At 65.9% G+C, this 15,438-nt stretch carries 13 protein-coding genes; 7 read left to right on the top strand and 6 right to left on the bottom strand.

The annotated features are described in order from the left end of the window. Window position 1: 1 nt before the first annotated feature. From amt to IM543_04780, 3 genes are read right to left on the bottom strand one after another with little or no spacing between them, the layout of a single operon-like run. Window positions 2-1,402 (bottom strand): ammonium transporter, encoded by a 1,401-nt coding sequence (gene amt / locus IM543_04790; GenBank protein ID QOY95192.1) that lies wholly within the window; start codon window positions 1,400-1,402, stop codon window positions 2-4. Window positions 1,403-1,413: 11 nt separating this feature from the next. Beyond that, window positions 1,414-1,752 (bottom strand): P-II family nitrogen regulator, encoded by a 339-nt coding sequence (gene glnK, locus IM543_04785; protein ID QOY95191.1) that lies wholly within the window; start codon window positions 1,750-1,752, stop codon window positions 1,414-1,416. 18 nt (window positions 1,753-1,770) lie between these two features. Continuing rightward, a complete protein-coding gene (locus tag IM543_04780) occupies window positions 1,771-2,517 on the bottom strand; it encodes a hypothetical protein (protein QOY95190.1) in 747 nt (248 codons plus the stop codon). A gap of 274 nt (window positions 2,518-2,791) precedes the next feature. Here IM543_04780 and IM543_04775 point away from each other — a divergent pair, with 274 nt between their 5' ends. Genes IM543_04775 through IM543_04765 form a run of 3 tightly spaced genes read left to right on the top strand, consistent with a single transcriptional unit; the run spans window position 2,792 to window position 6,125 of the window. After that, window positions 2,792-3,151 (top strand): accessory factor UbiK family protein, encoded by a 360-nt coding sequence (locus IM543_04775; protein ID QOY95189.1) that lies wholly within the window; start codon window positions 2,792-2,794, stop codon window positions 3,149-3,151. Between the two features lie 36 nt (window positions 3,152-3,187). Beyond that, entirely contained in the window at window positions 3,188-5,707 is a 2,520-nt protein-coding gene (locus IM543_04770) for an adenosylcobalamin-dependent ribonucleoside-diphosphate reductase (GenBank protein ID QOY95188.1), read from the top strand. A 37-nt stretch (window positions 5,708-5,744) separates the two neighbouring features. Beyond that, window positions 5,745-6,125: a SirB2 family protein gene (locus tag IM543_04765; GenBank protein ID QOY95187.1), complete on the top strand. Its 381-nt coding sequence runs from the start codon at window positions 5,745-5,747 to the stop codon at window positions 6,123-6,125. 11 nt (window positions 6,126-6,136) lie between these two features. Here the strand turns inward: IM543_04765 and IM543_04760 are convergent, their stop codons facing one another. Further along, a complete protein-coding gene (locus IM543_04760; protein QOY95186.1) occupies window positions 6,137-6,796 on the bottom strand; it encodes a hypothetical protein in 660 nt (219 codons plus the stop codon). 193 nt (window positions 6,797-6,989) lie between these two features. Between IM543_04760 and IM543_04755 the strand changes: the two genes are divergently transcribed. Continuing rightward, window positions 6,990-7,502, top strand: a complete 513-nt coding sequence (locus IM543_04755; protein QOY95185.1) for an adenine phosphoribosyltransferase — start codon at window positions 6,990-6,992, stop codon at window positions 7,500-7,502. Between the two features lie 121 nt (window positions 7,503-7,623). Here the strand turns inward: IM543_04755 and ltrA are convergent, their stop codons facing one another. Next, entirely contained in the window at window positions 7,624-8,991 is a 1,368-nt protein-coding gene (gene ltrA / locus IM543_04750; protein QOY95184.1) for a group II intron reverse transcriptase/maturase, read from the bottom strand. Window positions 8,992-9,450: 459 nt separating this feature from the next. Continuing rightward, complete coding sequence (locus IM543_04745) at window positions 9,451-12,264, bottom strand: insulinase family protein (protein ID QOY95183.1); 2,814 nt, start codon at window positions 12,262-12,264, stop codon at window positions 9,451-9,453. Between the two features lie 338 nt (window positions 12,265-12,602). Here IM543_04745 and IM543_04740 point away from each other — a divergent pair, with 338 nt between their 5' ends. The 3 genes from IM543_04740 (at window position 12,603) to IM543_04730 (ending at window position 15,429) form a co-directional block, all read left to right on the top strand. Continuing rightward, window positions 12,603-14,120 (top strand): YifB family Mg chelatase-like AAA ATPase, encoded by a 1,518-nt coding sequence (locus tag IM543_04740; protein ID QOY95182.1) that lies wholly within the window; start codon window positions 12,603-12,605, stop codon window positions 14,118-14,120. Between the two features lie 65 nt (window positions 14,121-14,185). Continuing rightward, window positions 14,186-14,695 (top strand): hypothetical protein, encoded by a 510-nt coding sequence (locus tag IM543_04735; protein QOY95181.1) that lies wholly within the window; start codon window positions 14,186-14,188, stop codon window positions 14,693-14,695. Next, entirely contained in the window at window positions 14,695-15,429 is a 735-nt protein-coding gene (locus tag IM543_04730) for an ABC transporter ATP-binding protein (GenBank protein ID QOY96522.1), read from the top strand. Before IM543_04735 ends, IM543_04730 begins: the two co-directional genes overlap by 1 nt. Window positions 15,430-15,438 lie beyond the last annotated feature (9 nt).

Genomic DNA, 15,438 nt, shown 5'->3' with positions numbered 1-15,438 from the left:
TTTATGCGTGGTAGGCCGACTCACCGTGGCTGGTGATGTCCAGCCCCTCGCGTTCCTGGTCCGCCGGCACGCGCAGTCCGATCACCACATCCACCAGCTTGAAGGCGAGGAAGGCCACCAGCGCCGACCACACGATGGTGATGCCGACCGCCTGGGCCTGCACCCAGACCTGGCCGGCGATCGAGTAGTCCGGCGCGCCCTTGTTGGCGATGTAGTCCCAGATGCCCTGCCCGCCCAGTTGCGGCGCGGCGAACACGCCGGTCAGCAGCGCGCCCAGGATGCCGCCCACGCCGTGCACGCCGAACACGTCGAGCGAGTCGTCGGCGCCCAGCAGGCGCTTCAGGCCGGTCACGCCCCACAGGCAGATGACGCCTGCCAGCAGGCCCATCACCAGCGCGCCCATCGGCCCCACGAAACCGCAGCCCGGGGTGATCGCCACCAGGCCCGACACTGCGCCCGAGACGGCGCCCAGCAGCGAAGGCTTGCCCTTGACGACCCACTCGCCCAGCATCCACGACACGGCCGCCGCGGCGGTCGCCAGCAGGGTGTTGATGAAGGCCAGCGCCGCCACGTCGCCCGCTTCCAGCGCCGAGCCGGCGTTGAAGCCGAACCAGCCCACCCACAGCAGCGAGGCGCCGATCATGGTCATGGTCAGCGAGTGCGGGGCCATCGATTCGCGGCCCAGGCCGATGCGCTTGCCGATCATGTAGGCGCCGACCAGGCCGGCCACGGCCGCGTTGATGTGCACCACGGTGCCGCCGGCAAAGTCGAGCGCGCCTTTTTGCCACAGGAAGCCGGCGCCCTCGGTGACGGTGGCCAGGGTGGCGGCATCAAGGATGGCGTCGGGGCCGGCCCAGAACCAGACCATGTGCGCCACCGGCAGGTAGCCGAAGGTGAACCACAGCACCACGAACAGCAGCACCGCCGAGAAGCGCACGCGCTCGGCGAAGGCGCCGACGATCAGGCCGCAGGTGATGGCGGCGAAGGTGCCCTGGAAGGCGACGAAGATGAACTCGGGGATCATGGTCTCCTTGCTGAAGGTGGCGGCCTGGCTGAAGCTGCCGGTCGCGGCATCGTAGATGCCGTTCAGGAAGGCGCGGTCGAAGCCGCCGATGAAGGCATTGCCCTGGGTGAAGGCCAGCGAATAGCCGTACAGGCACCACAGGACGATGATCAGCGAGAACACCATGAACACCTGCATCAGCACCGACAGCATGTTCTTGGCGCGCACCAGGCCGCCGTAGAACAGGGCCAGGCCCGGGATCGCCATCATGATGACCAGCAGCGTGGCGACGAACATCCACGCGGTGTCGCCCTTGTTGATGCTGGGCGCGGCGAGCGCCGGCAGCGCCAGGCTGGCGGCGGCCAGGCCGGACAGGACTTTGGTAACGGTATGCTTCATCAGTGTTCCCCTTACAGTGCGTCGTTGCCGGTCTCGCCGGTACGGATACGGATGACCTGGTTGAGGTCGGCCACGAAAATCTTGCCGTCGCCGATCTTGCCGGTGCGGGCCGCGCCCGAGATGGCGTCGATGACCTGGTCGACCACGGCGTCGTCGACGGCGGCCTCGATCTTGATCTTCGGGAGGAAATCGACCACGTACTCCGCGCCTCGGTACAGCTCGGTGTGGCCCTTCTGGCGGCCGAAGCCCTTGACTTCGGTCACGGTCATGCCCTGTACGTTGATCTCCGACAGCGCTTCCCGGACTTCGTCCAGCTTGAAGGGTTTGATGATGGCGGTAATCATTTTCATGGTGATGCCTCTTTATTCTTAGAAAGTTTTGGACAGGCTCAGCACGGCTGCCGACTTGCCCAGGTTTTTCCCTTCCGGGCTCAGGTAGGCCGTGGTATTGCCCTTGATCCAGGCCAGCGACACGGTGGCCATGCCCAGGTCCTTGGTCAGACCGAGCTTGTAGTCGGTGTACGAGAACGCGCCGTTGTTGTTCACTTCCTGGCGCCCGGCGTGCAGGTTCAGGACCAGGCCCTCGTAGAGGTCGATGTCGGCGCCCAGGTCCAGGTAGCCGCTGCGCTTGCTGTTGGCGGTGCCGAACAGGTTGGTGGTCGAATGCGAATACTTGACGTAGGCCGGACCGAAGCCAAGGCGCGCGTACAGTTCGAAGGTGTTGGCGCTGGGGCTCAGGTGGTTTGACGGATACCAGTAGTACAGGCCGCCGACGTCATACGTGAGGTTTTCGCTCAACTGGCCGCGCTTGCCGCCGTAGACGTCCCATTCGATGTTGCCGTCGCCGCCGAGATCCTTGGTCCACTTGATGGTGGACAGCCAGGTGCCCACGTACAGGCCGGTCGGGCCGTGCACGTAGTCGACGCCGCCCTGCAGCGCCGGGTCCAGGCGGGTTTGCGACAGGCCGCGGTAACGGTAGTCGCTGGTAATGGCGGCGTTGTAGCTGATCTGGTGCTCAGCAGCTTCCCCATGGGCAGCGTCCTGCGCAAAGGCAGGGATTGACGAGAAGGCCAGGAGGGCCAGGCTGACTACTGCTGCATTGGTGTTGCACTTCATGACATTCCCCTTATATTCAACAAGCCAGGCGTGGGACCGGGCTGTTGCGGTTTACAATCTTGTTTGCTACACGCCTGCCAACTCTTTAGCAGGATGCGTGCCAGCCCAAAAAACGCGTGGAGTGGGTGATAGCGGCTTGTTTTCTCAGCCATCCGCCCCATTTGCGATTCGAATAACCCGGGAAACCCGTGCGCACGGCCATTCGCCGCTGCGCCGCGCACCAAAGCGGATAAGCGCGCACCGTCGTGGTGCAGTGCGATCCGTCTGAAAGGAAATGGACATGAACAGCTTCTTCAACGACATCCAGGGCAAGATCAACCAGGCAATGGAAAGTGGCCCGGCCAAGGACATCGAGCGCAACGTCAAGGCGATGATGACCCAGGGCTTCTCCAAGCTCGACCTGGTCACCCGCGAAGAGTTCGACATCCAGGCCCAGGTGCTGGCCAAGACTCGCGCCAAGCTCGAAGCGCTCGAACTGCGCGTGGTGGAACTGGAAGCGCGCCTCGCCGGTCAGGCGAGCAGCGCCTCCACGACCGCCCCCGCCACCGCGGCGTCCGCAAGCGCCGCGTCCAGCGAACCGCTGCCCGGCGCCACCGATCCGGCCGCGCCGCACGTCATCATCGACAAGGACTGACATGCGGCCGGCATTCATGCAGGAGCGCAGCGCGCCATGAATGCCGTCGAGCCGTCCGGCGCCGCGCCGGTGCCAGCGCCGGCGCCGCAAGAGGTTTCGCTCGACGTCCTGCGCGAAAAGTACGCCAAGGGCGAGGAAAGCAGCATCCTCGATGTGCGCCGGCGGGTGGCGCGGGCGCTGGCGGCGCGCGAACCAGAAGAGGATCGCGCCGAGATGGAAGCGCGCTTCCTGTGGGCCCAGGAACACGGCTTCGTGCCTGCCGGGCGCATCAACTCGGCGGCCGGCCTGGGGCTGCAGGCCACCCTGATCAACTGCTTCGTGCAGCCGGTGGGCGATTCCATTTCCGGCAGCGACGACGGCCTTCCCGGCATCTATACCGCCCTGCTCGAATCCGCCGAGACCATGCGCCGCGGCGGCGGCGTGGGCTACGACTTCAGCGCGATCCGCCCGATGGGCAGCAAGGTCCACGGCACCCGCTCGCGGGCCTCGGGCCCGGTCTCGTACATGGAAGTGTTCGACGCCTCGTGCCGCACGGTGGAGTCGGCCGGCGCCCGGCGCGGCGCCCAGATGGGCGTGCTGCGCATCGACCACCCCGACATCGAGCGCTTCGTCGCCGCCAAGGACGAAGGCGGACTCACCAACTTCAACATCTCGGTCGGCGTCACCGACGCCTTCATGCAGGCGGTGCAGGACGACGCCCCGTTCGCGCTGGTGCACCGCGCCGAACCGGGCGACGAGGAGGCCGGCGCTTACCGGCGCGAGGATGGCCTGTGGGTCTACCGCCAGGTACGCGCCCGCGCCCTGTGGGACAAGATCATCGCCTCGACCTACGACCACGCCGAACCGGGCGTGCTGTTCGTCGACCGCATGAACGCGGAGAACAACCTCTGGTACGCCGAAGAACTGCGCGCCACCAATCCCTGCGGCGAGCAGCCGCTGCCGGATTATGGCTGCTGCGACCTCGGCTCGCTCAACCTCACCGCCTTCGTGATCGATCCCTTCGGCGCCGCGCCCTCCTTCGATTTCGAGCGCATGTGCGAGGTGGCCGCGCTCGGCGTGCGCATGCTCGACCTGGTGCTGGACGCGACCGAATGGCCGCTGCCGCAGCAGGCCGCCGAGTCCGCGGCCAAGCGCCGCATCGGCCTCGGCTTCCTGGGACTGGGCAGCGCCCTGGTCATGCTGGGCCTGCGCTACGATTCCGAGGCCGGGCGCGCCATGGCCGCGCGCATCGCCGAGACCCTGCGCGACGCCGCCTACGCCACCTCGGTCGCGCTGGCCTGCGAGAAAGGCCCGTTCCCGCTGTTCGACGCCGACCGCTACCTGGACGGCCAGTTCGTGCAACGCCTGCCGGATTGGCTGCGCGAAGCGATCCGCAAGTTCGGCATCCGCAACTCGCACCTGCTGTCGATCGCGCCGACCGGCACCATCTCGCTGGCCTTCGCCGACAATGCCTCGAACGGCATCGAACCAGCCTATTCCTGGACCTACCAACGCAAGAAGCGCATGGCCGACGGGTCGATGCGCAGCTACGATGTGGAAGACCATGCCTGGCGCCTGTATCGCCGGATGGGCCACGCCACGGACCAGCTGCCGCCGCCATTCGTCACCGCGCTCGAGATGCGCGCGCTCGACCACCTGCGCATGGTGCAGGCGGTGCAGCCCTTCATCGACACCGCGATCTCGAAGACCGTCAACGTGCCGGCCGACTATCCGTTCGAGGATTTCCGCGACCTGTACACCCAGGCCTGGCAGGCCGGCCTGAAAGGACTGGCGACCTACCGGCCGAACATGGTGCTGGGCAGCGTGCTGTCCACCGCGCCCGATGCATCGCCCGCTGCATTGCCCGCTGCCTTGCCGGCTACTTTGCCCGACGCCGGCCCCGACGACGATCCGCTGCGCAAGCGCTTCGAGCGCCGTCCGCTGGGCGAGCTCGAATCGGTGACCTCGAAAATCGAGTATTCGACCCAGGAAGGCCGCAAGACCGCCTATCTCACCGTGAGCTTCATCCGCGCCGAGGGCGTCCACGAAGGCCGCAAGCTCGTCGTCGAGCGGCCCTTCGAATTCTTCATGCCCTCGAACCAGCGCACCGGCGGCCAGCAGTGGATCACGGCCTCGATGCGCCTGCTGTCGATGGTGGCGCGCGCCGGCGGCCCGATCGCGCGGGCGCTGGCCGACATGCGCGACGTGGTCTGGGAAAAAGGCCCGGTGCGCTGCGGCTTCCTCACGCGCGAGGACGGCACGCAGGTGCCGGTCTACCACGACTCGGAAGTGGCGGCGATCGCCTTCATGCTGCAGCGCGTGCTGATCCGGCGCGGCTTCCTCGACGCCTGGGGCAACCAGGTGGCGGTGCCGGAGCTGGCGCGCAGGTTTGCGTCGCGACGTGCGCAAGCCGGCGACGGCATGGCCCAGGAAGCCGGGCCGCAGGCGCCCCTCGCGTCCGCCGCCCTGCCCGCCGCCAGCGGCGCCAAGTGCCCGGAATGCGGGGCGCGCGCGCTGCGCAAGGTCGACGGCTGCACCCGCTGCGACGAATGCCACTATGTCGGAGAGTGCGGCTGAGGCATACTGCGCGGGTTGCCAACTCAGCTGACCCGCCATGCCCTACATCGCCCTCAAGCACCTGCACATCACTTTCGCCGCCCTGAGCGGCCTGCTGTTCCTGGTCCGCGGCATCTGGATGCTGCGCGCCTCGCCGCGCCTGCAGCAGCGCTGGGTCAGGATCGTCCCGCACGTCATCGACACCCTGCTGCTGGCCAGCGCGGTCGGCCTGGCGGTGTGGAGCCTACAGTATCCGGGCCAGTCGCCGTGGCTGACGGCCAAGGTGAGCGCATTGGTGGCCTACATCGTCCTCGGCGCCGTCGCACTCAAGCGCGGCCGCACGCGCCAGGCGCGCGCAATGGCCTTTGTCGGCGCCCTGCTGTGCTTCGCCTACATCGTCGCGGTGGCGCTGACCAAGAATCCGCTGGTGCTGTTCTAGTCGGGCGGCGATCAAGCAGCGCGCAGGCGGGCCCGGGCCCGGATATCGCGCCGGATGCAGATGACGATGACCATCATGCCCAGCACCGAGGGCAGCAGCTGCGACCAGGGCTGCCCGACCCTGACCAGGTTGCCGACGGCGGCCGACAGCATTCCGAACAGCGAGGCCACCAGCTTGTAGATGTGCTCGTAGCGCCAGAGCCTGGCGTGCCAGTGGCGCGGGAAGCACCAGCGCGCCGTGTCGTAGGCGAGCAGGACGGCGAGCCCGCCGAGCGCGGCGGGGATGACGGCCGGCGCAGCCCCGGCCATGCCGCCAGGCGACAGCAGCACCGGCAACAGGCCGATTGCCCATGCCGCGGCGGACAGCGCCAGCAGCGCGTCAACCCGGTTTGGCCCGGCGGCGCGTGTATAGACGACATGCCAGCCGCTCAGCAACTGGTAAGTGACCAGCACGGTCAGTATGGCGAACAGCGGCACGAAGCGAAAGAGCGCGCTGCCGATAGCGCCCGTGGCGCACACGACCAGGGTGAGTAAAACAAAGGTCCTGCCCTGCTTGCGATGAGCGGCCGTGCCCTTGGCCTGCGCCAGCAGCGCCAGGCCCAGGCCGATCGCGGCGGCACCGGCGCCGATATGCAAGGCGAGATTCAGGAGATGCGGCAGCGGGATGCGCATGATCGGCCTGGTTCGGGTGAAGGAGAAGCCAATCTACATGCGGAAACGTTCCGTGGCGTGCATGCTGTCGCCAGTTGCCAAAATATGGCAACGAACGGCGCGATTCCGGCATGCCCAATGCGGCCTTGGCGCAGACCGGCGATAATCGCGGTTCACACACCATTTGCATCCCCCACACGAGCACATCCCTCATATGAACGATTTCGACAGCGTTCCGCTGGAGTTTTTCCAGGATTACCCGGAACCGGGCGTCAATTTTATCGACGTCGGCTGCATCTTCGACCAGCCCGAGCATTGGCGCATCGCCATCGACACCCTGCATGCGAAGACCGACGAACTGCACTTCGACTTCATCCTTGCGATGGACGCGCGCGGCTTCATGATCGCCGGCGCGCTTGCCCTGGAGCACAAGGTTGGTTTCGCCATGGCGCGCAAGGCAGGCAAATTGCCCGGCGAGTCGATCAGCATCGATTACAAGCGCGAATACGGCAGCGCCACCATCGAGATCCAGCCGGAACGCATCAAGGGCCAGCGCGTGCTGATCGTCGACGACGTGCTCGCCACCGGCGGCACCATCGAAGCGGCAGCGGCCCTGCTGCGCCAGCTGGGCAAGGAGGTGGTCGGCGCCGCGGCCCTGTTCGATATCGCGTTCTTCAAGGACAAGCGCGTGCTGACGATGCCGGTCGTGACCCTGCGCGACGTCTGAGCCTGCGAGCTTCCACTGGCCAACGGCCTTCCCGATCGGCATAGGGGACGGCCCTGAGGGCCGCTCCCCTGCCACACCACCCGGCATGCGGGTCCGCACCGGGCGGTTCGAGTAGTTGAGGTCAAGACAGGCGAGGTACACCGAGTCGGTCGAAATAGCCGATAGTCATCACTGTTTTGAGTAACCTATCGCTGTTGTGCCACCAGCGGCGGCTGTTCGCCGCTACGTGCCTCGCTGCCGACGGCCAAGCCCCAAGTTTAAGGAGCTCCCGATACATGGTGCTTCCGCGCTTCCAGTGCTTGAGCTGGATAGCCCGCAGCCTGTGCCGCAACCATTCATCGAGTCCGCGCCATACCTTTGGGGTTTGCGCCAACTGGAAGTACCCTTTCCAACCCAGCATATAGGAACGAAGTCCCTGCACCACATCCGGCATGCTACGCCCACCAGATCGGCGGGTTAGCTCCCTGATGCGTTGTTTAAACGCTTGCAACGGCTTTTCCGCCACCTTGCGTTTGACTTCGCCCCCACGCCCCACCCACAGGCTGTAGCCGAGGAACTTGCGGCCAAAGACGCTGGCCACGGCGCTCTTGCCTTCGTTGACCACGAGGTGCAGTCTGGCATAGCAGCGCCGCAGCAGCCTCATCACCCGCTGGCCCGCACGCACGCTACGAACATAGACGTTCGCGTCGTCGGCGTAGCGCGCAAAGCGATGGCCGCGCCGTTCCAGTTCCTTGTCCACTTCATCGAGCATGACGTTGGCAAGCAGCGGACTCAATGGACCGCCTTGCGGCGTTCCTTCGTTCCGTTCCTGTACTACACCATGCTCCATGATGCCGCTGTTCAGATAGGCACGGACCAGCCGGATCACTCCAGCGTCGTCGATGCGTTTCTTCAAGCGGTCGATCAGGATGTCATGGTTGACCCGGTCGAAGAACTTCGACAGGTCCACGTCCACCACGATTCTCAGCCCGGACTGGACGTATGCCTGAGCGGCTAATACCGCATCCTGCGCACGCCTGCCCGGTCGGAAGCCGTAGCTATGCTCGCTGAAAGTGGGATCAAGGATCGGTTGCACCACCTGTAATAGTGCTTGCTGGATCAGCCGATCCGTCACCGTCGGGATGCCAAGCTCGCGCTCGCCACCGTCGGGCTTCGGAATCGTCACCCGACGTACCGGACTGGGCCGGTACGTCCCTGCCAACAGTTGTTCTCGTATGTGAGGCCACTCGGTTGCCAGCAGACGCGAGGTCTGGTCAATGTCCAGTCCATCCACGCCAGCCGCTCCCTTGTTGGCACGCACACGCTTGAACGCCCGCCGCAGGTTCTCTGTCGTCAGCGCCGCTTGCAGCAACGCTGACCCCGTGCCTCCGGTTGCATGCCGCGGGCAGAACGCTTCGTCGCTGAAAGCATCGAGCATGGCTTCACCTTGCCCTACGGCTTCCCGCCCCGCGTTTGCGGGCATCTGACGCTGTGCCTTCTGCATCGACATATCGGATTCACTCCTACTCGTTCGGTCCTTCGTCGGCGGAGTCGAGCCTTCCCAGCGCTACCTCCAACTACTATGACCTCTGCTGAGACCCCGCTCCGATTTTTTTTTCGTCGCCCTTTCAGGCACAAGGCGGGGCGTCCCCAGGTAAGGGCCGCACTCCTTCATCACACAACCGCCGCATCTACGCCACCTCTCCTTGACCACAAGAGCTTTGCGGTTCATGGCCCGCTCGCCCTGATCGGCAACGCCTTCTATGCGATTCGTGTTCCTCGGCTCATGATTTACGATCCACGCTTCCTTCCCACACTCGGTTACCCTCATGCAGTTGCGCTTCACTTCGCTCACTGTGGTCAGCTCGCGGCAGGACTTTCACCCGCAGGAGTGCGCCCATGCTGGGCGCACCATTAAAAAAAACGCCTGGCTCGACCAGGCGTTTTCATGAGACGCACCAGCCTTGTTTTACTTGACGCTGCCGCCGTTCTTCGCCGCCTTGGCGAAATCACCTGCCGTGACAAACGAGACATCGGCTGGCTTGATGAACTCACGCATGGCGGTGTTGACCTGCGCGAGCGTCAGCTTGCGCACCTGGTCCTCGACCTTGCCATCGAACGCCATGGTGCGCTCCAGCGACAGGTATTCGGACAAGGCGCCGGCAAGCGCCTCATCGGAGGTGCGCGATACTTCCTCGCCCTGCAGCCAGCCCTTTTTCGCTTCGACCAGTTCGGCTTCGGTGAAGCCCTCATTCACCGCTCGTTCGAGCTCTTCGCGCAGAACGGACTCCACCTTCGCCGTGTTCTGCGGAGCGCTCATCGCGTACGCCATCCAGATCCCGGCGGGATCACGCGAAGGTACGCTGAGCTGCGCGCCGACGCCATATGACAGGCCTTCCTTCTGGCGAATGCGGTCGGCCAGGCGCGAACGCAGCGCACCGCCGCCCAGCATGTAGTTCGCCATGACCAGCGCAGGATAGGCTTGCGCATCGTCCTTCATCGGTACCGGATGCACTGCCAGCAAGAGGCTGCTGGCCTTGTCCGGGGTTTCGAGCGCCAGCTTCTGGCCCGCGACAGGCTTCACAGTGCTTGGCACGCGCACGTATTTCTGCTGCGAGTTCCAGGTGCCGTACAGGCGTTCGAGCTGCGCCTTGAGCGCTGCCGGATCGAAGTCGCCAACCGCCGCGAAGGTGGCGTTATCCGCGCCGTAGAAGGCGCCGTGGAAGGCCTTCACCTCGTCGGCCGTCGTCGCTTTTTGCGACGCGAGCTTCTCCTGGAGCGTCATCGCATGCTTGACGTGGCCCTCCGGGGTGGTGTCCAGCAAGCGCGAAAGCGCAACGCTGGCCTGCGGATTCGGTTCCGGAATCGCCTGCTCGGTTGCGTTGATGTTCGCGCGCTGGAATTCGCCGAATTCGGTCGACGCGAAGGCCGGCTTCCTGAGCACCTCGGCCACCAGGTCCATGACCGCAGGCAGGTTGTCGCGCGTGGTGGTGACCGACACGGTGACGCCTTCGGCGCCGCCGGCAACGCGGACCTGGGCCTTGAGCTTGTCGAACGTGTCCTTGAGCTGCTGGCGCGACTTCTCCTGGGTGCCGTAGGTCAGCAGGCCTGCCGTGAAGCTGCCGATGGTCGCCTTGTTGCGCAGTGCTTCCTCGGTACCGAAGCGCAGGCGCATCGTCGTGCTGACGAGGCCGCCCTTGGTTTTCTTCGGCAGCAGTGCGCCTTTCAGACCATTGGCCAGTGTGAAGCGCTGGGTACGCGATTCGATGTTGGCGGGACTCGGGTCGAACACCTCTCCCTGTGCCACGACTGTCCGGCCCTTGTAGTCATTGACCACGGCGGCGATATCGATCATGCCCGGCACCTCGGTGCGGTCCGCGGCCTCGGTCGGGACGAACAGGCCGAGCGTGCGATTCGAGGCTTTCAGGTATTTCTCGGCTGCTGCCTGCACGGTTTTGGCGTCGGTCTTTTCGACCTGGTCGCGGTTCACGAAGAACAGGCGCCAATCGCCCGCCGCCATCGCTTCGGTCAGGCCGATCGTCAGGCTGGCGCTGTCGTTCATCGCCAGTTCGATGTTCTTGGCGATGGCCTGGCGCGCGCGCGCCACTTCCGCTTCGGTGACCGGATTGGACTTCAGGTCTTCCAGCACCTTGAGCAGGGTCTCCTGGACAGGCGCCAGCGGCTGCCCCTTCGGCACCACCGCGCCGAAGATGCGGTAGCCAGGCTCGAGGTTGCTCACCGCCATGACATTCACGTTGGTCGCCAACTTGCTTTCCACCAGGGCCTTGTGCAGGCGTCCCGATGGGGCGTCGGTCAGCACGCGGCCCAGTACCTGAAGCGCAGCGGCATCCGGGTGACCGCTCGGCGCCACATGGTAGCCGGCGCCCACATACTGGGTTCCACCGGAGCGGCGCACCGTGACGGAACGTTCGCCGTCCTGCACCGGCTCAACCGTGTAGGTTGGCTGGATCACACGCGTCGGCTTCGGAATTTTTCCGAACACGCTGTTGACCTGCGCCAGTACCTTGGCTTCATCGAAGCGGCCGGCGACGATCAGCACCGCGTTGTCCGGCTGATAATAATTCTTGTAGAAAGCACGCAGGCGCGGGATATTCACCTGTTCGATGTCGGATCGCGCGCCGATCGTCGACTTGCCATAGTTGTGCCAATCAAAGGCGATTGCCTGCAGGCGCTCGATCGTGACGCGGATCGGGTTGCTCTCGCCGATCTCGAACTCGTTGCGCACGACCGTCATCTCGCCCTTGTTGGTCTTGGTGTTCCACAGGTCGTCCTGCGAAATCGGGGCGTTGATCATGCGGTCCGCTTCGAGCGACAGCATGGTGGCCAGGTTGGCCTCGTTCGCCGGGAAGGTCGCGTAGTAATTGGTGCGGTCGTACCAGGTGGTGCCGTTGAAGTCGGCGCCGAGTCCGTTGAGCACTTCAACCGGGCTTCGGGTGCCTTTCTTGACACCGAAATTGGCGGTCGGCTTGAACAGCAGGTGTTCCAGCAGGTGCGCCATGCCGGTCTCGCCGTAGTTCTCGTGGCGAGAACCGACCATGTACACCATATTGGTCGTCAGGGTCGGCTTGGAGGCGTCCGGAAAGAGCAGGACACGCAGGCCGTTTGCCAGGCGGTATTCGGTAATGCCTTCGACCGAAGCGATCCTGGCAGGCGCCTTGTTGATGGCGGAGCCGGCCTGGTGTGGCGCAGGCCGAATCTTATCCGCAGCAAAAACCGGCGACAGGATGCCGGCACTGATCATGAGCGCAACGAGAACTTTCACGTTTTTAAATCCTGATTTATGTATGTGTAAAAACAAAGAAGACGGTAACAAACCGTGCATGTCTCCATGAAGCTTTGGACCTGCGTCGGCCAGCGGGCGCTTCGATGACGGTCCATTGCCTTCCCTACCTGGAAACGCAACAATGAATCGCGGCATACTGGAAGTCAATGCCGGAACGAATTTCATCCAGCAGCCATAAATGGCGGGCCACGGTTTTCCCGCGCGCCTCCAGTCATTGCTTCCGTCATCGGGCCGGTCCTGCGCACGGTTGGCAACGCTCAATGACGCGCTCGCGCGACGGCGCACTATCGGGCGGTCCACTATTTGCCAGGGATGTCATGAGTCTCGCCGTATTACGCAGCCGCGCGCTCGCCGGCATGGAAGCACCCACTGTCAGCGTCGAAGTCCACCTGGCCAACGGCCTGCCCGCCTTTACCATCGTCGGCCTGCCCGATGCCGAGGTGCGCGAGGCAAAAGACCGGGTGCGCGCCGCGCTGCAGAACTCCGGCTTCACCATCCCGCCGCGCCGCATCACGGTCAACCTGGCGCCGGCCGACCTGCCGAAGGAATCCGGCCGCTTCGACCTGGCGATCGCGCTCGGCATCCTGGCGGCCTCGCAACAGATCCCCGGCGAGCAACTGGGGCGCTACGAATTCGCCGGCGAACTGTCGCTGTCGGGCGAACTGCGGCCGATCCGCGGGGCGCTGGCGATGGCTTTTGCCATGCACCGGCACGACGATGGCGGACCACGCGCATTCATCCTGCCGCTGGCCAACGCGGATGAGGCGGCGCTGGTGACCGACGCTGCCATCTATCCTGCCGGCACGCTGCTGGAGGTATGCGCCCACTTCGCCCAAGGCGCAGCCGACACGCGTTTGGCGCGCCACCAGGGCCAGGCCCTGACGGCAGGCGTCGAGTATCCCGACTTCGCCGAGGTGAAGGGCCAGCACACGGCCAAGCGCGCACTGGAAGTGGCCGCGGCGGGCACGCATTCGGTGCTGTTGATCGGTCCGCCGGGTGCGGGCAAGAGCATGCTGGCCTCGCGCTTTCCGGGCCTGCTGCCGCCGATGAGCGACGACGAAGCGCTGGAATCGGCGGCGGTGCAGTCGATCGCCGGCAGCTTCTCGCCGCAACGCTGGCGCCGGCGGCCGTTCCGCAGTCCTCACCATACGAGTTCCGGTGTGGCGCTGGTCGGCGGCGGCAACCTGCCCCGTCCGGGCGAGGTCTCGCTGGCCCACCACGGCGTGCTGTTCCTCGACGAGCTCCCGGAATTCGACCGCCGCGTGCTTGAAGTCTTGCGCGAACCGCTCGAGTCCGGGCACATCACCATCTCGCGCGCGGCGCACCAGGCCGATTTTCCGGCCCGCTTCCAGCTGGTCGCGGCCATGAATCCCTGCCCCTGCGGCTGGCTGGGCCACGCGTCCGGCAAGTGCCGCTGCACGCCGGATGCGGCGCAGCGCTACCAGGGGCGCGTCTCCGGTCCCCTGCTCGACCGCATCGACATCCAGCTGACGGTGGCGGCGATGCCGCCGGACAGCATCGGCGCCCAGGCCGACGGCGAGACCAGTGCCGCGATCGCGGCGCGCGTCGCCCAGGCCCACGCGCTGCAGCGCGCGCGCCAGGGCAAGCCGAACCAGCGCCTGGCGCCGCGCGAGATCGACCGCTACTGCCGTCCGGACACCGCCGGCGAGCGCCTGCTGCGCGCCGCGATGCAGCAGCTGCAGTGGTCGGCGCGCGCCTATCATCGCGTGCTCAAGGTGGCGCGCACGGTGGCCGACCTGGGCGGCGCCGAACATGTCTCGGCCGAACACATCGCGGAAGCGATCCAGTACCGGCGGGCCCTGCCCGAGCACTGAGCGGTGCATCGACAACTGCTTGTCGGGATGGTGTTTTCGGGCGCGCCTCCTGTTACCATCACGGCATGCACATCAAACAGCTACTTCCCGTTTTCGCAGCGGCCGCCATGTTGGCGGGCTGTTCGCCCACTTACAACTGGCGCGACTACACCAGTGGCGACGGCAGCTTTCGTGTGCTGTTCCCCGCCAAGCCCTCGACCCACACCCGCGCCATCAACCTGGGCGGCATCCAGGTCGACATGACGATGACCGCGGCCGAGGTACAGGGCACGACCTTCGCTGTCGGTACCGCGATGGCGCCGGATGCGACGCTGGCCCAGGCCACCCTGCCCGCGATGCGCCAGGCCCTGCTGCGCAACATCGGGGCGAGCGACAGCGCCGACAATAGCACGGCCCCCGCCGGCGCAAGGCTCGACGTGGACGCGGTCGGCAAGGGCAACAGCGGTCCGGTGCGCCTGGTGGGGCGTTTCGTGGCCAAGGGCGCCCGCATGTACCAGGTAATCGTGGTCGGCAAGCCCGGCGCCATGCCGCCCGAGCAAACCGAGCAGTTCCTGACGTCCTTCGCCCCGCAATGATGAACGGCGCCGCCCTGGCCTTGCGGACGATTGGTCTTTCCAAGGCCTTCGGCCGTCCGGCGGTCGAGGGGCTCGACCTGGAGGTGCGCCGCGGCGAGCTGTATGCGCTGCTCGGTCCCAACGGCGCGGGCAAGACCACCACGCTGCGCATGGTGACCGGGCTGGTGGCGCCGGATGCGGGCCGCATCGAGGTGCTCGGCATCGACCTGGCGCAGTCGCCGCGCGAGGCCAAGCGCAGGCTGGCCTACCTGCCCGACGACCCGATGTTGTACGGAAAGCTCAAGCCCACCGAGTACCTCGAGTTCGTGGCCGGCTTGTGGGGCGTGAACGCGCGCGACGCCGAGGCGCGCGCCCGCCAACTGCTCGACTGGCTGGAGCTGGCGCCGCATGCGCACGAACTCACCGAAGGCTTTTCGCGCGGGATGAAGCAGAAGCTGGCGCTGGCGGGCGCGCTGATCCACGATCCCGAACTGCTGATCCTCGACGAACCGCTGACCGGGCTCGACGCCGCCGCGGCGCGCCAGGTCAAGGACCTGCTGCTGTCGCACGTGGCCAAGGGCGGCACCGTCATCCTCACCACCCACATCCTGGAAGTGGCGGAACGCCTGGCGCAACGTATCGGGATCATCCGCCAGGGCCGGCTGATCGCGGAGGGGTCGCTGGCCGAGCTGCGCGAACGCACCAGCGGCGCGAGCCTCGAAGAGGTGTTCCTGCAGTTGACGGCGCAGGCATGAGGGTCCGGT

Source organism: Massilia sp. UMI-21 (assembly GCA_015277795.1).
In the GTDB taxonomy this organism is placed as follows: Bacteria; Pseudomonadota; Gammaproteobacteria; order Burkholderiales; family Burkholderiaceae_D; genus Telluria.
The sequence above is the reverse complement of the archived record's forward strand: the minus strand, read 5'-3'. Positions and strand labels throughout refer to the sequence as shown.